Annotated in this window: 12 protein-coding genes; 11 read left to right on the top strand and 1 reads right to left on the bottom strand. The window is 46.3% G+C overall.

Annotation, left to right across the window (positions count from 1 at the left end; all coding sequences use genetic code 11):
- The first annotated feature begins 5 nt into the window (after positions 1-5).
- The 8 genes from HHL16_RS16210 to HHL16_RS16175 all read left to right on the top strand — a co-directional run bounded on the left by HHL16_RS16210 (position 6) and on the right by HHL16_RS16175 (position 10,781).
- Positions 6-1,511, top strand: coding sequence for a RagB/SusD family nutrient uptake outer membrane protein (locus HHL16_RS16210; protein WP_169426224.1), 1,506 nt, complete (start codon positions 6-8; stop codon positions 1,509-1,511).
- Between the two features lie 34 nt (positions 1,512-1,545).
- Positions 1,546-2,517 carry a hypothetical protein gene (locus tag HHL16_RS16205; RefSeq protein ID WP_169426223.1) on the top strand — a complete coding sequence of 324 codons (972 nt, stop codon included), beginning with the start codon at positions 1,546-1,548 and terminating at the stop codon, positions 2,515-2,517.
- 12 nt (positions 2,518-2,529) lie between these two features.
- Positions 2,530-3,204 carry a sigma-70 family RNA polymerase sigma factor gene (locus HHL16_RS16200; protein ID WP_169426222.1) on the top strand — a complete coding sequence of 225 codons (675 nt, stop codon included), beginning with the start codon at positions 2,530-2,532 and terminating at the stop codon, positions 3,202-3,204.
- 107 nt (positions 3,205-3,311) lie between these two features.
- Entirely contained in the window at positions 3,312-4,232 is a 921-nt protein-coding gene (locus HHL16_RS16195; protein ID WP_169426221.1) for an ABC transporter ATP-binding protein, read from the top strand.
- An 8-nt stretch (positions 4,233-4,240) separates the two neighbouring features.
- Complete coding sequence (locus tag HHL16_RS16190; protein WP_169426220.1) at positions 4,241-6,586, top strand: Gldg family protein; 2,346 nt, start codon at positions 4,241-4,243, stop codon at positions 6,584-6,586.
- A gap of 11 nt (positions 6,587-6,597) precedes the next feature.
- Positions 6,598-7,938 (top strand): DNA mismatch repair protein, encoded by a 1,341-nt coding sequence (locus HHL16_RS16185; RefSeq protein WP_169426219.1) that lies wholly within the window; start codon positions 6,598-6,600, stop codon positions 7,936-7,938.
- A complete protein-coding gene (locus tag HHL16_RS16180) occupies positions 7,935-9,434 on the top strand; it encodes a S41 family peptidase (protein ID WP_169426218.1) in 1,500 nt (499 codons plus the stop codon). The genes HHL16_RS16185 and HHL16_RS16180 overlap by 4 nt, the downstream gene beginning before the upstream one ends.
- Positions 9,435-9,464: 30 nt before the next feature.
- Positions 9,465-10,781: a DNA mismatch repair protein gene (locus HHL16_RS16175; protein WP_169426217.1), complete on the top strand. Its 1,317-nt coding sequence runs from the start codon at positions 9,465-9,467 to the stop codon at positions 10,779-10,781.
- A gap of 59 nt (positions 10,782-10,840) precedes the next feature.
- On the opposite strand, the gene HHL16_RS16170 is transcribed toward HHL16_RS16175, so the two are convergent.
- On the bottom strand, positions 10,841-14,026 hold the full coding sequence (locus tag HHL16_RS16170) for an ELWxxDGT repeat protein (RefSeq protein WP_169426216.1): 3,186 nt from the start codon (positions 14,024-14,026) through the stop codon (positions 10,841-10,843).
- Between the two features lie 530 nt (positions 14,027-14,556).
- On the opposite strand from HHL16_RS16170, the gene HHL16_RS16165 reads away from it, so the two are divergent.
- Genes HHL16_RS16165 through HHL16_RS16155 form a run of 3 tightly spaced genes read left to right on the top strand, consistent with a single transcriptional unit; the run spans position 14,557 to position 19,363 of the window.
- Complete coding sequence (locus HHL16_RS16165; RefSeq protein WP_169426215.1) at positions 14,557-15,156, top strand: TetR/AcrR family transcriptional regulator; 600 nt, start codon at positions 14,557-14,559, stop codon at positions 15,154-15,156.
- Positions 15,157-15,161: 5 nt separating this feature from the next.
- Positions 15,162-16,553 carry an aldehyde dehydrogenase family protein gene (locus HHL16_RS16160; RefSeq protein WP_240966195.1) on the top strand — a complete coding sequence of 464 codons (1,392 nt, stop codon included), beginning with the start codon at positions 15,162-15,164 and terminating at the stop codon, positions 16,551-16,553.
- A 47-nt stretch (positions 16,554-16,600) separates the two neighbouring features.
- The gene (locus HHL16_RS16155; protein WP_169426214.1) at positions 16,601-19,363 is read left to right on the top strand and encodes a carboxypeptidase-like regulatory domain-containing protein; all 2,763 of its coding nucleotides are present in this window, start codon (positions 16,601-16,603) and stop codon (positions 19,361-19,363) included.
- Positions 19,364-19,374 lie beyond the last annotated feature (11 nt).

Genomic DNA, 19,374 nt, shown 5'->3' with positions numbered 1-19,374 from the left:
ACATTATGCATTCAGCTACCAACAGGATATGGATACCTTTGATTTGCATACTGTGCATCAGTACCCTCTCCTGCAAAAAATTCCTGGCCACCTATTCCCAGAATAACAGCTTTATTGAAACAACATCCGATCTGGATGAGATACTGGTAGGAGACGCTTACCTGGATCACTATAATATTTCTACGCCCGACATGCTGTATACCATGGACGATGATGTTAATTTCAACATCCCTTCCTCTCTTGTTAAACAGTATTATGCTCCGGGATTTTATGGCTGGCAGGCACAGCCAAGATTAAACAGCGAAGGGCAGCTCGATAATACTGACCGCCATTTCAACCTTTTGTACAGCAGGATCGCGCGCATTAATACGATACTGCTGAATGTAACAGCACTTAAAGAGAAAGGTCAACCAGAAAATGTACTGAACCGCATCTCGGGAGAAGCCCATTTTCTGCGGGCACTTTATTATTTCATGCTGGTGAATATCTATGGAAAGCCATACAAACCTGCTACTGCAGCCACTGATTTTGGTGTGCCACTTAAAACAGAGGCAGCTATCAAAGAACAGTTTGCTGCACGGAGCAGCACCAAAGAGGTATATGAGCTGATGGTTGCTGATCTCCTGCAGGCAGAGAAAGAACTGGCCGGAGCCAATGAATCGTCCACCATCCGCGCCAACCAGGCGAGTGCGCAGGGATTGCTCTCCAGGATCTATCTCTACATGGAAGATTATCAAAAAGCAGTTCAGTACGCGGACCTCGTGATCAACAAACAACAGTATCAGCTCACTAACCTGAATGTTCATCCCACAGACAAGGACTTCATAAAAAAGTATTCTCCTGAAGTGATATTTACTATGGGTTCAAACCGGGTTGGCGCATATATGGCATCAAGCATGGATATACCGATCATTACTTCTTACAAGGTTTCTGATGATCTGGTGATGGCATACTCACAGAATGATCTGCGCAGGCAGGTATTCTTTAAAACTAACAGCAGAGGCGACATAAGAATTTTCAAAAAGAGAGAGTCCGAGTATTCCGCCATCGACGATGTTTCTGATTGTTACTTGATCCGTTATGCTGAAATCTACCTGAACAAAGCAGAAGCGCTGGCCGCACTGGATCGTTTTGAAGAAGCCCGCAACACACTGCAGTACCTCAGAAAAACCCGGTTCAGACCAGATGAAGTACCGGTAAGTAACGCACAGGGAGAAACCCTTATCAACGAGATCAGAAATGAACGCAGGCTCGAACTCTGCTTTGAAGTTCATCGCTGGTTCGATCTTCGCCGCTATGGTGTGAACAGCAAATACCCTTTCAGCAAAACGATCAGGCATCGCAATGTGATCTACACAGCCAACGGGTATATAGAGAGTGGCTATTTTGAACTGGGCCCGTATGAACAGGACAAAGCGGCTTATATCGTTCCCATTGCCAACGATGAGATCGAGTTCAATCAGGGAATGCTTACCAATGAACCAAGACCCGATCGGCCGGTAAAACATTAACAGCTTCCATCTTTCATCTCAATTACACATCATCATGAAACTGCAATATATCCGCATAACCACGCTTTACACAACAGCGTGCATACTCATAACAGGCCTGTTGTTCACCACGGGCTGCCGCAAGGAGAAAGCCCCCGAACCCAGCAACCTCGATAAAAATTATTTCGTTGTTGAAGATAATCCCAATGATCCCGTTGATCATGCGATCTTCGAATTCTATAAAAGCACCGGTATTCCCGGCTATTGTTCAGATACGATCTACAAGGAAAAGGTCAGCAGGGAGAATGAGCACCCTGTACGATATAAATACATAACACTGTCGTTGTCCTATACTCCTTTGGGAACCAGTTATCTGAACACGATGCCGCTCACCTCACGCGAAGGGATACCTGCTTTGCTGAACCTGCTGAAAACGGAAGTGATCCCAAAACTGCCGCCGGTTCGCCTCTTTCCCGCTATCCTTTTTCTTGATTCATTCTCTGCTTATTTGAACACCAACGTTCAGATCTCACAAGGCTGGACGGCACTCATGGGCTTCAATTCACTTGGGGTAGTGGCAAAAGATGTGGAAGTAATGAGTACGGCCGAAAGAAAAATATATGCAGCCAGCATCCTCGCAGGCATAGGAGAAAAAAGGATCAACGACCTGATGGCCACCCGCGTACTGAAAGAATTTCTCAGCATTTCAAGAGAAGCCACAAAAGACATGCTTCCAAATGATCTGGATATATATATCGGATGGCCTTTCATGTTATTTATGCCGCCCGGCTGGGAACCTCCTCCGCAGGACCTGGGATTTCTGTTCTATCCCCAGATCAGTGTTTACGGAATGCTGGTGAATAATACGCTCATGCAAACAGATGATATCAGAGGATATCTAACAGCCGTATTTTGCTACACTAATGAAGAATTTGCCGCGCTTCATGCCAATGAAACCCTTGTACTGAAAAAGTTTGGCATCATGAGGAATTTCGCCAAAGAAGCCGGGTTTAAAATACCTGAATAAAAATCCTGTGAAATGATGACCACCATTCCCCAATATAAAACTGCACCTTTACATCTCTTCCATTACCAGTTCACCAGCATAGTTCATAACTGGACCACACACCTGCAGTATACTTCCTGGCAGATCACCAGAAACAAACAGGTAGCAGAAGACATTGTACAGGAAGCATTCCTGGCACTCTGGCAACAAAGGGCAAAGATCATCCCCGAAAACCCGGTGGGCTGGCTGATCAAGGTAGTTACCAACCTTTCAGTAAGGTATATACGCGACAGGAATATTCAGGTGCGCATACACAAAACCCTGAGTAACCACAATAATACACACTGCACTCATGTGGAGGAGCATCTCATCGGAAAGGAAAAGCATATGCTGCTCAAACAAATTTTCAATCAGCTTCCTTCGCAGCAAAAAACGGTGCTGCTACTCAGTAAGGAGAAAGGGTTGAATAGAGCTGAGATTGCCGCATTTCTGCAGCTTTCTCCCAATACAGTGAAAGTGCACCTGAACCGCGCGGTGCAATTCATGAAAGAAAATCTCACCTGTATTTGCATAATTCTACTGCTCTTTATCTGCAACAATATTTTTTTCAAAAAGAGTAATACAAAAGACGAACTCATGGAATTGTTCAATAAGAGATATCAGAGCAGTATTATCACGCAGGTCGCAAACAATTCAATAAAACTATAATAGCAGTCTGATTTAAGAAAGGCTGAAAAAACAATCGGATCGATACAGTTTACTGTACCGGTCGGGCCGGCCTATGCTCTTACCTAATATTCAAAAACACTCATTGCATGATCTTAAAAACAGAAAACCTCTCGCACCGTTATGGTAGCAGCTGGGCCATCCGCGATATCAATATCGAGATCGCATCCAACGGCATCATTGGTTTGCTGGGCTCCAACGGAGCCGGCAAATCCACTACCATGAATATCATTTGCGGAGCGCTCAACCAAACTGAAGGGAATGTATTTATCAATGGAGCTGATATTCGCAAAGAACCTGAGCTTGCAAAAAGATCCATCGGATTTCTCCCACAGACGCCACCGGTATACCTCGATCTCACAGTAGATGAGTACCTCACTTACACGGCCGAACTGAGACTGATTGAAAACAGTAAGATCAAAGCTGCCGTAGATGAGGCAAAGGAAAAAACAGGCATAACCCATTTCAGCAAGCGGTTGATCAAAAACCTGTCTGGCGGCTATCGCCAACGGGTAGGCATATCCCAGGCCATCATTCATAAACCCAAACTGGTGGTAATGGATGAGCCCACCAACGGACTCGACCCCAATCAGCTGATAGAGGCCCGAAAACTGATCAGGGAAATTGCACAGGAAAGAACAGTATTGCTTTCTTCCCATATCATGTCTGAGATCCACCTGCTCTGCAAAGAAGTGATCATGATCGAGTCCGGAAGGATTGTGTTCTCCGACTCAATGGATGCCTTCAACAATTACATGCAACCGCAAAGTGTACTGGTGCGTTTCGCCAACCCGCCAACCGTTGGTGAAATACTGCAGATACAAGGCATCACCAAAGCAGAATACACTACAGACAAACAGGCCCGCATCTTTTTCGACGGAGAAGAAGATATTACCGAAAGGATCATCAATGCAGGTGTGCAGAAAGACTGGCGCATCCGTGAAGTGAACTTCGAAAAAGGCTTACTGGACGACATCTTCAAACAATTATCCACTCAATCCCATCAATAAGTTCAGCCATGCGATTAATATTCAAAATAGCGAGAACCGAACTCCGGAACCTTTTCTTTTCTCCGGTGGCCTGGTTCCTCACCATCATCTTCTTTGTGATCTGTGCGCTCTATTATACCAACTTCGTTACAATGTTAGCCAACTGGCAGGATTCCCTTCTGCGCACAACCCCCTCGTTCAAAGAATTTCCAATGGGCATTACCAAAAGTGTGTTCATGGGAATGGATGGGAATGGCTTCATCGGCAATATCTTTTCCAATCTGTATCTCTTTATTCCCCTGCTCACAATGGGACTGATCAACCGGGAGTTCAATAACGGTACAGTGAAGCTGCTTTATTCCTCGCCCGTACAACTCAATCAGATCGTTTGGGGAAAATACCTGGCAATAATGGCCTACAATATGTTGTTGCTGAGCATCATGCTCCTCTTTATGATAGTAGGCGGTTTCAGCATCAGAAATATCGATTCGGGACATTTGGCAACCGGCCTCATCACTTTCTATCTGATGGTATGTTCTTACACAGCCATCGGCATGTTCATGAGCAGCATCACCAATTACCAGATCGTATCTGCCATCGCCACATTCATTCTGCTTTTTCTCCTGCAACGTATAGGAGGTCTCTGGCAGGAATATGATTTTATCCGTGATCTTACCTACTTCCTCGCCATCAACGGCCGAGCTGAAAGAATGGTTGAAGGCCTCATCACTTCGCGCGATATTATGTACTATGCACTGCTCACCTATATGTTCGTAACCTTCAGTTATCTGAGCTTGCGCCATGGAAGGGAGTTAGTTTCGAGAGGAAAAAAAGCAGTGCGTTACCTCACCGTATTTCTTTCTGTAATGGTAGTGGGCTATCTCACCTCCAGACCCGGTTATATCGCTTACTGGGATGGTACCAGAACACAGGCAAATACCATTACTGAAAAAACGCAGGAGATCATCAGCACCATGAAAGATGAGCCACTGGAAGTTACACTCTATACCAATCTGCTCGATCCGGGACAAGGCTTCGGAAGAACCAGACCCAGCGCACGCAATACGTATATCTGGGGTTTCTGGGACCAGTTCATCCGCTTCAAACCCAATATCAGATTCAATTATGTGCTGTATTACGATGTGGTAGACGGAGACAGCACAATGTACAAACGCATGCCCGGTATGACACTCGATTCCATTGCACGGGAATATGCCAAGATGCACGAAACAAATCTCAGCTGGTACCTCAAACCGGCCGAGATCAGAAAGCAGATCGACCTGCAGCCGGAAGGAATGCGCTCCGTCATGCAATTGAAATATAAAGGCAAAAGTATTTTCCTGAGGATGTATGATGATCCCAAATACTGGCCTGATGAAAACCATGTTGCTGCTGCGCTGAAAAGATTATCCAACGACACCATTCCTAAAGTATACGCCACCACAGGCAACTACGAGCGAAGCATTCATAAACTGGGTGAAAGGGAATTCAATTTCTACTCTATTCAGAAACAAAGCAGAGCCGCTCTCATCAATCACGGTTTTGAGTTCGATACCCTGAACCTCAGCATACAGGATATACCTGCAGATGCCGATGCGCTGGTACTGGCCGATCCCAAAGTGATGCTGAACGATACTATCAAAACACGCCTGAAGCAATACATTGATAAGGGTGGCAACATGATGATACTGGGAGAGCCAGGCAAACAACAGGTGCTCAATCCGATCATCAACCCCATGGGTGCAGACCTGATGCCAGGCACCATGGTGCAGATCTCCAAACATGAGACCCCTGATAAGATAACACCATTTGTAACCATGGACCATACCGGGCTGCTTCAACAAAAGAACGCTTTCAGCATCCTGGCCAGAGAGGGGTTGAAGAATGGGGATTCCACCAAAATACTTCACCCTGGCGCGGCTCCGATCTCGTATGGCGATAAAGGTTTCAAAGTAACACGACTGATGGTATCGGGCCCTAAGGGATTGGCATGGGTAAAAGCAGGCCATCTGGTAACAGACTCGGCGGCACCCGTTATGGTGGCCAGTGAAGGCGATTACAAACTGGATTCATTTACTGTTGCACTGGCACTGAGCAGGCAGGTAGGGAATAAACAACAAAAGATCACCATTGCAGGCGATGCAGACTTTGCTTCCAATCTCAGGATCAATTCACAATTCCTTGCCGGTAACTATCTGAGCTGGCTCACAGATGAAGCATTCCCTGTTCATATATTTTCCATACCGCCAACAGACACACTGCTGAGCATCAGCCTTACCACTGCACAAACACAAAAGATCATTCTCGTCTGGATCTTACCTGCCGCCATTCTGATCTTAGGCACAGTGATCCTTCTCAGGCGTAAACGACAATAACACATCACACCATGTACCTGTTAACAGATGAACAAACGATCGAAGATCTGCGGATCTTCGGAAAGCGGGATAGCCAGGGATTGTTCGACCTCTACAATCATTCACATACCCGTGGCGCAGAAATAGTATTGAAAGAGATGTTCACCAAACCGTTGAGTGATCAGCAGGAGATCAACCGCAGAAGCAATATCATCAGAAGTTTCGCCGGCCTGAACATGCGCTTCCCTTTTGAAAGTGCCTTATTCGATATGGCAGAAAAATACCTGGCTGCAGCTGACGAACAAAAGAAACAAGGTTCGCAACATGCCGTGCTCAGTGAAAGAGAGATCAGTAATGGAGTAACTGCATTGATCGGCCTGGTACAACAGGTAAAATCTTTCATCGGATCAAAGGAGATTGTAGCCATGGACTCCTGGGCGATGGAGCGGGAGGCGATTGCCTCCCTTCTTCAGGACCCGGCCTTTGAACCGGTATTGCGCGAACAGCAAAGAGCGAAATTGTCGTATGCCGCCATCACGGCATACGACCTGCTCTTCCGCCACCGTGAACGCAGCAAGATCGAACAGCTGCTGGCAAAGATCTACCAGCTGGATGTATACCTTTCCGTAGCAAGGGTAGCGCAGGAAAGGAAATTCGTTTTCCCCAAAGCGTTAGAAAAAGGCAAAAGCATTCTCCGCCTCAAAGGAGTGTATCATCCGGAGCTCACGAAACCGGTGAGCAACGATTTTTCGATGCATCCGGATCATAATGTGGTTTTTCTAACCGGCGCCAATATGGCCGGCAAATCCACCTTCCTGCGATCTGTGAGTACTGCCGTGTATGTGGCCCATATCGGATTTCCGGTGGCTGCTGAGGAAATGGAATTCTCCGTGCTGGATGGCATTTACACTACCATCAACCTGCCCGATAATCTGGGCATCGGCGCCAGTCATTTTTATGCCGAAGTACTGAGAGTAAAGAAAGTAGCAGCAGAACTGCAGTCCGGCAAATCACTCTTCATCATCTTCGATGAAATGTTCCGCGGCACCAACGTGAAAGATGCACATGAAGCCACCGTAGAGATCACCATTGCCTTTGCAGCAAAGAAGAACAGCCTGTTCATCATCTCCTCCCATATTGTGGAAGCCGGTGAACGATTGCAGCAGATTCCCAATATCGGGTTTCAGTTTCTGCCTACGCGCATGAATGGCAATATCCCCGAATACACCTACACGCTGGAGAGTGGCATCACAGCAGACCGCCATGGCATGATCATCATCCGCAATGAAGGGATACTCGACACTTTGAAGAACGGCCGCAAACGGGCGCCCGTAAAGAATCTTTTCAAACAAAAAAACACAGTAGAATCATGAATACGTTTTTGATAGCAGGTGTTTGCACCATCCTCGCAACCTGCAGCATAGGAGCGGTAGCTCAATCAAGCCATCTGCCGGATTCATTGCCGGAACTCACCAAAGAAGGGCTGATCAAGGATTACAGGCTGGCGATGGATATTCTCATAAAACAACATCCGAATCCTTACAAGTTTGTTGACTCCATCACACTCAACAAAAGGATCGACTCGCTGCTGCAAAAAGCAGCAGCACAAAAGGATGTATTTGCCTGCATGCAATTCTCGCCCATTCAGCTGATACGCGATGTGCATACGAACTTCAACTTCTCCGAGCAGAACACACGTGATGTGGTCAGCAACACCAATTTCTTTCCGTTTCCGGTAATCATAGAACGCGGAAAGATTCTGGTGAATATCAAAGGAAGTACCATTCCGTTTGCTTCGGAACTGGTGAGCATCAACGGCCAGCCTGCAAAGGATATCATTGCATCCATGAGTGCTTCCACTTACAGCGATGGTTTTATCAATACCGGCACAGACAGGGCATTCGGTAATTTTCAGATCTCCCGGAGTATGCGCCAACACAACGCGCAACAATACGAGCTTGAATACATGGAGCCTCAAACGAAGGTGGTGAAGAAGATCAGCATGCCGGCGCTGTCTGCTTCTCCCGGCTTCCATACTACGCGGCAGGCTGTATTCCCCGTGAATCAACTGGCCCGCACTTACTGGATCTTCAGCAGTTATGATGATGCGCGTAAAACAGGTACGCTCACAGTAAATTCTTTCAACCTGCAGGAGGCGTACGCATACAAAGAATTCAGTACTTTCTTCAAAGAAGTGAACAAGCGCGGATTTCAGCATGTGATCATCGATATCCGAAACAATGGCGGCGGCAATCCGGCGATCTCGGCATTGTTGTATTCTTTCCTGTCCACCCAGTCTTTCCCGAATATTTACAACTACCGCACAAGATTAATCGATATTTCCTATCCTGAATATGCGGTGGCAGACGGACAACGAAAACTCAGTGATGAAGATGTCCGCAACAACAGGAACTTCCTCTATCAGCGTTTCAATAAAGACAGCATATCCGGCCGCTACATTGGCAATGAACGCCTGAAAGAAGGAATGCTCGAAAATTATCCTCCCGATAAAGATGCATTCAAAGGAAAAGTATGGGTGCTCACCGGAGGTGGAACAGTGTCTGCCGCTACTTATTTTGCTACACTGGTGCAAAAGAACAAACGTGGACTGATCATCGGAAAAGAGACCGGCAGCGGAGAGCAGTCCACCACAGCGGCGTGGTTTCTCAATTATCTGCTGCCTAATACCAAATCCATTCTCACGGTGCCCATGGCAGAATTGTTCTTCTTCAATTCAACAACAGACAATGGCCGCGGCATTCTGCCCGATAAAGAAGTGCCGATGGACAAATATCTTTCCTATATCCGCCAGACAACAGATCCTGAATTAGCTTATGCGATGGAGCTGATAGGGCAGGAGATTCGATAAGTCTGATCCCGTACAATTCAATCAACAATTATGAGTTTTAATATCGACAGGCAAACACTGGACGAACTGAACCTGCTGGGTAAATTCAGACAGGGATCTGTGTACCATCTGTTCAATGAAGTGAAATCGCGTGGGGGAGAACAACTCCTCGACCAAATGTTCCGCAATCTTCTGCCCGATGCAGCCAGCATCAATCAACGCAGCAGCATATTCAGTTTTTTCCAGCAATCGGGCCTGAGTTTTTCCTTCGATGTACAGCAGATCAGCATCATGCGGGAATACCTCGATACCGGTACCGGAAAGAGTGCTTTCTCCACTGTCAGCAGCATCATCACACAGAAGCTGCTCAGCAAACTCACCCGTGATGAACGATACAAGAAATCTGTGCAGGGGCTGCAGGCTACCATCGTTACATTGAACCGATGTTATGATATGCTGGAAGTATTGCAGCAAATGAAGAGCCCAATGGCAGACCGCATCAACCAGCTGCTTCACCTGCTTTCCGACAAACAACTGGAGAAACTGCGCAATACGGATATCTATGCAGACCTATCGGTAACAACACTGGCGCAATACGATCACCTGCTGAAAAGCCGCTTCCCGGCTGAGATGGACAACCTGTTGCAATTCATCTATGAGCTTGATCTCTACATTGCCGTGAGCAATGTAGCGCGCAAAAAAGGATTTACCTACGCGAAAGCATTGGCGCCGGAAATGAATGTATTGAAGGCTTCCGGACTGGCGCATCCCTGCATCGATAAAGCCATTGGCAATGATATTGTGATGCATGAAAACTCCAATGTAATTTTCCTCACAGGCGCCAATATGGCTGGCAAGAGTACGCTGATGAAATCGATCGGCATCGGTATCTACCTCGCGCATATGGGTTTTCCGGTAGCTGCATCCGGTTTCGAATTCTCTGTGCGTGAAGGAATGTATTCATCCATCAATGTGGCTGATAATATCGGACTTGGCTACAGCCATTTCTATGCAGAAGTGGTGCGGGTAAAACAAGCCGCCGATGCGGCCAGCAGCGGTAAACGCCTTATGCTGATGTTCGATGAGCTGTTCAAAGGCACCAATGTAAAAGATGCTTACGATGGCACGCTCGCAGTAACAGAAGCATTTGCTGAATATCAGGATTGCCTGTTCATCGTATCTACACATATCATTGAAGTGGGAGAGGCATTGAAAGAAACGGATAATATCCGGTTCAGGTATATGCCCACCATCATGGACGGTGCCAGACCAAGGTATACATATGTACTGGAAGAAGGCATCACAGAAGACCGGCAGGGGATGATGATCATCAGAAATGAAGGGATTCTGGAGATGCTTAAAAACTGATAAAGAATGATCAGACCCGGGCCCCTTCAATGTTGGATGAAGGGGCCCGGGCATATGTATCATTTCACAAATCTGAATTGCTGTTCAATCGAATTACCTGAAATAATGAAAAAATAAACACCTGAGGGCCACCCGTGCACATCTACCTGAACAGTTGTGTTGCCTGCTGACAACCGACCTGCGTGCTGGTACATAACCCTGCCTGCATTATCTATCACTTTCCAGTTGAGTTGTTCTGATCGTTGCAGATTGATCGAAAGATTAGCCTGATTTACTACCGGATTAGGATAGAGACTAACAGCGATCGGACTTTTTACGGCCAGCGCGATGGTCTTCGACAAGGTCGATCGATCATCCGTATCCAATTGCCTGAGGCGATAGTAAACTACCGGAGCGGACAATGCTGTTACATCCCGGTCAGTAAAATTATACTGATGCTCGCCCGGTGTATTGAATGCTGTTACTGTGCCTATTTCGGAGAACTTCCGTTGATCTGTACTTCTTTCTACAATAAACCGGCTGGTGTTTGCTTCATTGGTGGTTTTCCAGTGGAGCAAGGCATCCTCCTTGTTCAGGCGGCCTGAAAACGACAGGAAGGTGAGGGGCAGGATACGTATATCGGCAATTGCCCAGAGTTCTGTATCATTACCGGAAGCACTTACAGAAGCAAATAGTGTGTTGCCAATTTGCAGATAGTCTTCATAAAAAGCACTGCCGTATGGATCAATATCCTGTATCATGGCTGTTCCTGCCGCTGTGCCATCGCTATGCCACATTTCCTCACCGTGTACACCATCATCGGCAATGAATATTATCCGGTTATTTACAGTCAGCAAGCGGGAGGAAAAACTAACTGCGTCGTTTATTCCGGGGTTGATGTCTTTCACCATCACTGTTCCGGCAGCAGTACCATCCGATTTCCATAATTCCGTACCTGTTGCAGCAGTATAAGCCACAAAGAAAAGCTGATTGCCGGCTGCCAGCAGATTGCCTGGCGCAGCACCGGAATTATCCTGAGTGATCTCTTTTACGAGTACTGTTCCGGATTGTGTGCCATCAGACTTCCATAACCCCGAAGCACCAGCGCTGTTATGGCTGGCAGTGAAGTACAGGGTGCCATTCCAGTTGACCAGACTACCGGGACTGCTGTTGTCTGCACCGGGATTGATGTCTTTTACCATAACAGTGCCTGCTGCTGTTCCATCACTCATCCATAGTTCACTGCCTTCAGCATCAGTATAGGCTGTAAAGAAAACTGTATTATTCACGGCTGTAATTGAACCGAGAGATATTCCGCCCAGACTGTTGGTGATGTCTTTTACAAGCGTTGTGCCTGCTGCCGTGCCATCGCTTTTCCATAATTGCGAAAACCCGTCATTGAAAAACAACGTACCATTTACGTTGGTGAGGTTTTCCGGTTCGCTTCCGGCAGGAGATGTTTTTATGAGTAGGGTGCCTGCGGCAGTGCCGTCTGTACTCCATAACTCAGATGCAGCACCATTGTAAACTTTGAAGAATAAGTGATTGCCGGCTACCTGTGATTGAGCAAACTGTGTATTGTCAGCACCTGTTGTAATATCTTTCACCAATGTAGTGCCGGCAGCAGTGCCGTCTGTTTTCCATAATTCGGTCCCATAGTCGGGAGATAAAGCAGCAAAATACAAATAGCCGTTGATCACTCCCAGCAGATCGGGATCAGAGGAACCTGTTCCGGGATTGATGTCTGTTACAAGGCTGGTACCGGATGATGTGCCGTTGCTTTTCCACAGCTCTCTTCCGTTGATTGATTCGGTAGCTGCAAAGAAAAGAGTGCCATTGAGGTTGAAAAAATCTTTCGGTATACTGCCTTCTTTAAAATGAGTGTTTGTTACCCTTATAGTTCCGGCTACAGTGCCATCACTTTTCCATAACTCAGTACCGTTCATATTATCTTCTCCCTGAAAAAGAAGGGTGCCGTTTGCATTAAAAATACTGCCGGACAATCCATTGTTTATGCCGGGGTAAATATCTTTCACCATAATAGTGCCTGCTTCTGTACCATCCGATTGCCATAATTCAGCGCCGGAAGCAGCAGTGTGAGCGCTGAAATACAACGTGCCGTTCAATGCAGCCAGCGAATTAGGATAGGTATTGCTGCTGCCTGGATTGATATCTTTCACGGGCACGGTACCAGCCACAGTTCCATCAGTTTTCCAGAGCTCATTACCGAGGTCTGATCTTTCAGCAGTGAAATACACGGTGCTGCCAACTGCCGTAAAATAGGAAGGAGCGCTGCCTGTAACGCCTGGTTGAATATCTTTCAACAGAACAGTACCTGCTGTGGTGCCATCACTCTTCCATGCTTCTTCGCCATTGGCATTATCAGTGGCTCTGAAAATAAGCATCCCATTTGCAACAACCATAAAATCTATAGATGAGCTTGCGGTACCTGGATTGATGTCTTTCACCAGCACAGTGCCTGCAGTGGTACCATCCGTTTTCCATAATTCACTTCCCGCGGCCGGAGAGACAGCGCTGAAATACAATACCCCGTTCAGTTCCGTGAAATTCAGGGGAAAGCTGCCGGCGATGCCCGGATTGATTTCTTTCAATAACACTGTACCGGATTCTGTGCCATCCGATTTGCCCAGCTCCGGTCCAGTGCCGGAAAAGGTACCGGAGAAAAACAAGGTATTGCCGATGGCTTTCATGGTGATGATGTCGCTGCTGGCTGCGCCTGGCAGGATATCTTTTACCATTATCGTACCTGCTGCCGTGCCATCAGATTTCCAGAGCTCCGTTCCATGTGCTCCGTCAGTGGCTTTAAAATACAATACTCCATTCATGTCGGTAAGCGACTGCGGATAACTGTCCCCGGTAGGGTTGATATCTTTTACCATAACGGTGCCAGCTGCAGTTCCGTCGGACTTCCATAATTCAAATCCATTGACCAGATCATTGGCAACAAAATAGAGGGTATTGCCAACAACTGTAAAGAAACGAAGGCTGCTGCCGGGGTTTCCTGTTGCGATGTCTTTTACCATCATGGTGCCTGCTTCGGTTCCATCAGTCTTCCATAACTCATCACCTGCGTTGTCTGATCCGGCAAAAAAAGTTGTTCCGTTCATCATGACGAAATTATCAACCCTGATACCCGGTGCGGGATTCATTTCGGTATTGATGTTCTTAACGAGGGTGAAACGTTGACTATATGCCAGAGGAGAAACAACTAAAAGAAAGCCTATAAGTAAGTAAAAATTTCGCATAACACAATTGCTTTATGATAGCGAATGTATATGCTTATACTTTCTGAAAATGGAAGTGGTTTACATTATTAAGGGTAAAGTTGAATTATACTGGTAAATGAGTATAATCTTTATCCCTGCTTACTTGTAGAAGATCGGAGAGGTGTTGTGCTGTGATGAAAATATTGCTGTCTGCAGTCAGGTAGAACGATCTGATAACGTGAAGAGGTGTTGAAATAGTATGAGTCCGATAGATTTCTTCAACAATTTTTAAGTGATGCAAACAAACTGGTAATTATTTATTCCCTTTTGAATGGCAGGTTTTCCGAATTTAGTAATCATCCTTTTGGGGCAACCACTAGTTTTGCGGCCTTTCCAACAACAAATGAACAAGGTACTGTCGCACAAGATAGTACCTGGCAAAAGTATGGTTGCCAATCCGGGGGTATGTTCTCATGTTATTTCCCTGATTTGATTTTTCAACTTTTTTATTTAAAAGTTTGAAAAATCAAAAAAAGATTTCTAACTTTTAAGAGCCATTGAATTCAATTATGACAAAAAAGGAAGCACTAAAACAAAAGATCCGTGAAGCGGCCCTGCAGTGTTTTACAAAATACGGTCTGGAAAAAACAACACTGGATGATATTGCAAAACTGATCGGGCTGAACAAAGCATCACTCTATTACTACTATAAAAACAAAGAAGATCTTTTTGTAGAAGCGGCACTGGCAGAAGGCAGAACATATATCGAAGCACTGCAACAGAAAACAGTAAAGAAGAAAGGATTGGAAGCGCAGATCTGGTTCTATCTCGATTCCCGCTTCAAATATTATGTGAATGTGCTGAATGTAAGTAAAATCTCTCCCAGCATGCTCACTAAAATGCTGCCCCGCTTTTTTGAACTGTACGAAGATTTCAGAAAACAGGAACAGGAGTTTCTCACAGTTATCCTGAAAGAGGCCATGCAGGAAGGCGTAGTGGCAAAAGGCAATCCAGGCAAGATCGCATCCCTGCTGATCGATATCAGCGATGCTTTGAAACACTATGAAGAACAAAAATCCATTTTGAAAGGAAGCACCTCGGTGGAATATGCAAACAGCCTGCAGAATATCAAACACCTGGTGTCCATAATATTTCATAAGCCTAAATAAAACAGATGGAAACGGTAACCCCACTGGCAGCCCATGGGCTGAACAATATGCGTCGCTTTTTCGAAAGCGGTGGTAGCATTGGATACCGTTTCAGAATGCAACAGCTGGTGGCGTTCCGTGATGGGCTGATTGCCCATGAAGAAGCATTGTACAGCGCATTGTACAGTGATCTGAGAAAAAGCAAAGCAGAATCGTTTCTTACAGAATTCAGCCTGCTGCTGTCCGAGATCAGACTGGCCATCAAAAAATTGGCTGCATGGATGCAGCCCGAACGGGTAAAGACCAACCTGCTCAATTTCCCCTCCTCCAGCAAGATCTATCCGCATCCTAAAGGAGTGGTTCTGATCATTGGCGCCTGGAATTATCCGCTGCTGCTGGGTTTGGTACCTGTGGTTGGGGCGATAGCCGGCGGCAATTGCATCATCATAAAACCTTCCGAACATGCTCCGGCAACTGCAGCAGTGATAGAGAAAATGATCAGACAAATCTTCCGTGAAGATCATGTGCGTGTAGTGCAGGGAGAAGGAAGAATAGTGGTGCCTGCAATGATGGAATCCTTTCGCTTTGATCATGTTTTCTATACCGGAAGCGGCAATGTTGGGCAATCCATTTATGAACTCGCCGCAAAAAAATTAGTGCCTGTCACACTGGAGCTGGGAGGGAAGAGTCCTGCTATTGTTGAAAAAGACGCAGCCATTGCTGTCAGTGCGCGGCGTATCGTATTCGGAAAGTTCATCAATGCAGGACAAACCTGTGTGGCACCTGATTATCTGCTGGTGCAGGAAGATATTCTGGAACCCTTTATCGATGCGCTGAAAGATTGTATCCGTAATTTTTTTGGAACAACTGTGCAGGATAGTGCTGATTATGGCCGCATCATCAATCTTCAGCGGTTCAATGCACTTGTATCATTATTGAAGAATAGCAGTGGCGAAGTGGTCACGGGTGGAGGGTATGATCCGGCCCATCTGTTCATTGCACCAACAATCATCAGAAACGTTTCACCGGATGATGTGGTGATGCAGGAAGAGATCTTCGGCCCTTTATTACCCATCATTTCTTTCCGTACAAGAGAAGAGGCAATGGGTATTGTTGATCAGCATGCCAATCCACTGGCCTTCTATCTGTTCACCACCAATAAACAGACAGAAGAGCAATGGCTGCAAAGCAAAGCATTTGGCAATGGATGCATCAATAACACCATTATGCATCTGGCCAATTCAAACCTGCCTTTTGGCGGAATTGGTCAAAGTGGTATCGGCGCTTACCGGGGCATACATGGTTTCAGGGTGTTCACGCATGCACGTGCTGTAATGAAAACACCCCTGTGGTTCGATCCGGCGATGAAATATCCGCCCTACAAGGATAAGCTGAAGTGGTTAAAGCGATTGTTCTAAGATCAGTCAACGATAGGTCCTTTCTCCCTAACTGCTAAATAACGCGTATGAAAAAACGATTGCTTGCATTATTGATCCCATTGGTATGCGCTGCCGGGTCCGTACATGCACAACGCCAGACCATCACCGGCGTAGTTACCAATGCCGAAACACAACAGCCATTACCGGCGGTATCTGTATCTATCAAAGGCGCCACCGGAGGTACATACACGGACGATCGTGGCCGTTTCCGTTTTACAGTGAATCAGCATTTCCCACTCACCATTGTTTTCTCTTCCATCGGGTTCGAATCAAAAGAAATGACGTTGCAGCAACCGGGTAATCTCACCGTTGCCTTGAATGCAGCCTCCACACTCGGAGAAGAAGTGGTGGTGAATGCAAGCCGGATGGTGCAACGTAAACTCACTGCTCCGGTTACCATCGAGCAGCTTAGCCGGAAAGAAATTCAACTCTCGCCCCAACTCAATTACATCGATGCATTGCAGGGATTGCGTGGTGTGGATGTAACCGTATCCAGCCTCGGTTTCACCAGCATTACAACCCGCGGCTTCAATACAAGCGGTAATACGAATTTTACGCAGATCGTGGATGGAATGGATAATCAGGCACCCGGACTGAACTTCCCGCTGGGATCTGTTATCAGTCCCACACAACTGGACGTTGACAATATCGAATTGCTTTCCGGCGCATCTTCCGCATTGTACGGATCACGCGGCTTGAATGGTACCATGGTCACCAGCAGCAAAAATCCTTTCAAGGACCAGGGACTTAGTTTTCTGATCACACAAGGCATAAACCATATCAATGGTAAGAAGTATGGAGATCCTGTGAAGGCCTCTCCTTATTACGACTGGAGTTTGCGCTGGGCACAGAAACTCAGTGAGCGCTTTGCCTACAAAATGAATTTTCAATATACAAAGGGCAACGATTGGGTGGCCACCGACTCATCCAATAAAAGCGGGCCCGGATCAAAGTATACAGATCCCAATTACAACGGCATCAATTATTACGGAGGAGCCACATCGGTAGACATTGTTCCTTTTATGCAGGGAGCACTGCAAGCGGATCCTTCACTGGCTCCATTGATAGAACCTTTTTTGGCGGCAAACCCCTCTTACTATGTTGCCCGTACCGGGTATGCAGAATATGATTACCTCAATAACAACGCTTATTTATTCAAAGGCAATGCAGAGCTGCGTTACAAGCTTTCAAGTACAATGGAGCTGATCGGTTCCGGTACATTCGGCACAGGAAATATTGTGTACACGAACGACACCCGTTATCAGATCCGTGGATTCAAAGTTGGTCAGTACCGGCTGGAGCTGAAAGCCAATCACTGGTTTGTACGTGGATATGCCACTACCGAAAACTCAGGCCGCACGCTGCTTGCAGGGCCTACTGCACAATATCTCAATGAGGCCTGGAAGCCCAGCTACAACGAAAGTACAGGAGATGGATGGTATCCTCAATACACCATGGGCCTGCTCACTGCAATGGCCGGAGGTGCTGATCTGCAGGCCGCGAATCTTGCTGCCCGCTCTTTTGCGGATGAGGGGAGAGTAATGCCCGGTACCAGTACCTTCAACAGATTAAAAGACAGCATTGCCAACAGACCTATTTCGGAAGGCGGCACTTTATTTCTCGACCGCTCAAAATTGTACAATGCCGAACTGCAGTATAATTTTTCAGAGCTGGTGAAATTCATGAACCTCATCGCGGGAGTGAATTACCGACTGTACCGCCTGAACAGTAAGAACACTTTATTTCCGGATAATGATAAACCCATCAATGTAAACGAATGGAGTGTTTATCTCCAGGCATCGAAGAAACTGATCCACGATAAACTTCAGTTGAGTGCATCTTTCCGGTGGGACAAAAACTCCCTGTTCTCCGATGCGAAAGTAACTTCCAGGCTGAGCTCTGTATTTGAAGTGAACAGGAGCAACTACATCCGTTTCTCTTATCAGAATGCCTATAGTTTTCCGAGCAATATCCAGGCATTGCAAAACACGCTCAACGGTTATAACAGTTATTCTTCCGGTGGCTCCAATTACCTGCTGAATGGCGTATATCATTTCGATCAGTATGCACCTTATACTTTGGAAAGTGTGCGCAAGTATCAGCGTAGCAACGATCCTGCGGTGCTGGAGAAGTTTGCCTACGACGGCATCAAACCTCAGAGTGTAAATGCATTTGAATTGGGATATGCAACCGTGATCAATAAATTCATTCTCATAGATGTGCTGGGATATTACGCCACATGGAAAAACTTCATCGGTTATGCCAACGTAGCCAATTCGCCCGGTACCAATGATGTTGCCGCGTTCAAAGACCAAAGCAGGCATGTGATTTACAATATAGCTTTCAATGGCGCGGAAGGAGTGAAAACCTATGGCTATGCGGCCAGCATCAGCATCGACTTTCTGGGAAGCTTCAGATTCAAGGCCAACTATTATTCTGATCATATCGATAATAAGAACAACAAGCAGGTCAACAATTTCAATGCACCCGATTATCATATCAATTTCGATTTGGGCAATATGGGCTTTGGCCGTAAAAAGGAATGGAGTTTCAATACAACGCTTCGGTATAAGCCCGGCTATTTTTATGTAGTGAATGGCGGTGGCGGACAGGGCAACGTTCCTGCCTCTGCTGTGATGGATGCACAGATCAGCTACAAGCTGCTGAAAGCGCATTCCGGTATCCGTTTGGGAGGAACCAATATCACCAACAAATATTACTCTACAGGTACCGCCAACCCGATGATCGGGGCTACTTATTACATCACATATGCGTACAATATTTTTTAATAACGAATATC

This window comes from Pseudoflavitalea sp. G-6-1-2 (assembly GCF_012927185.1).
Classification (GTDB): Bacteria; Bacteroidota; Bacteroidia; order Chitinophagales; family Chitinophagaceae; genus Pseudobacter.
Note: the sequence above shows the minus strand (reverse complement) of the source record. Positions and strands in the feature narration are given on the sequence as shown.

Coding starts and splice junctions, on each gene's coding strand:
- HHL16_RS16210 (WP_169426224.1), top strand. CDS start 6: ATGCATTCAGCTACCAACAGGATATGGATACCTTTGATTTGCATACTG.
- HHL16_RS16205 (WP_169426223.1), top strand. CDS start 1,546: ATGAAACTGCAATATATCCGCATAACCACGCTTTACACAACAGCGTGC.
- HHL16_RS16200 (WP_169426222.1), top strand. CDS start 2,530: ATGATGACCACCATTCCCCAATATAAAACTGCACCTTTACATCTCTTC.
- HHL16_RS16195 (WP_169426221.1), top strand. CDS start 3,312: ATGATCTTAAAAACAGAAAACCTCTCGCACCGTTATGGTAGCAGCTGG.
- HHL16_RS16190 (WP_169426220.1), top strand. CDS start 4,241: ATGCGATTAATATTCAAAATAGCGAGAACCGAACTCCGGAACCTTTTC.
- HHL16_RS16185 (WP_169426219.1), top strand. CDS start 6,598: ATGTACCTGTTAACAGATGAACAAACGATCGAAGATCTGCGGATCTTC.
- HHL16_RS16180 (WP_169426218.1), top strand. CDS start 7,935: ATGAATACGTTTTTGATAGCAGGTGTTTGCACCATCCTCGCAACCTGC.
- HHL16_RS16175 (WP_169426217.1), top strand. CDS start 9,465: ATGAGTTTTAATATCGACAGGCAAACACTGGACGAACTGAACCTGCTG.
- HHL16_RS16170 (WP_169426216.1), bottom strand. CDS start 14,026: ATGCGAAATTTTTACTTACTTATAGGCTTTCTTTTAGTTGTTTCTCCT.
- HHL16_RS16165 (WP_169426215.1), top strand. CDS start 14,557: ATGACAAAAAAGGAAGCACTAAAACAAAAGATCCGTGAAGCGGCCCTG.
- HHL16_RS16160 (WP_240966195.1), top strand. CDS start 15,162: ATGGAAACGGTAACCCCACTGGCAGCCCATGGGCTGAACAATATGCGT.
- HHL16_RS16155 (WP_169426214.1), top strand. CDS start 16,601: ATGAAAAAACGATTGCTTGCATTATTGATCCCATTGGTATGCGCTGCC.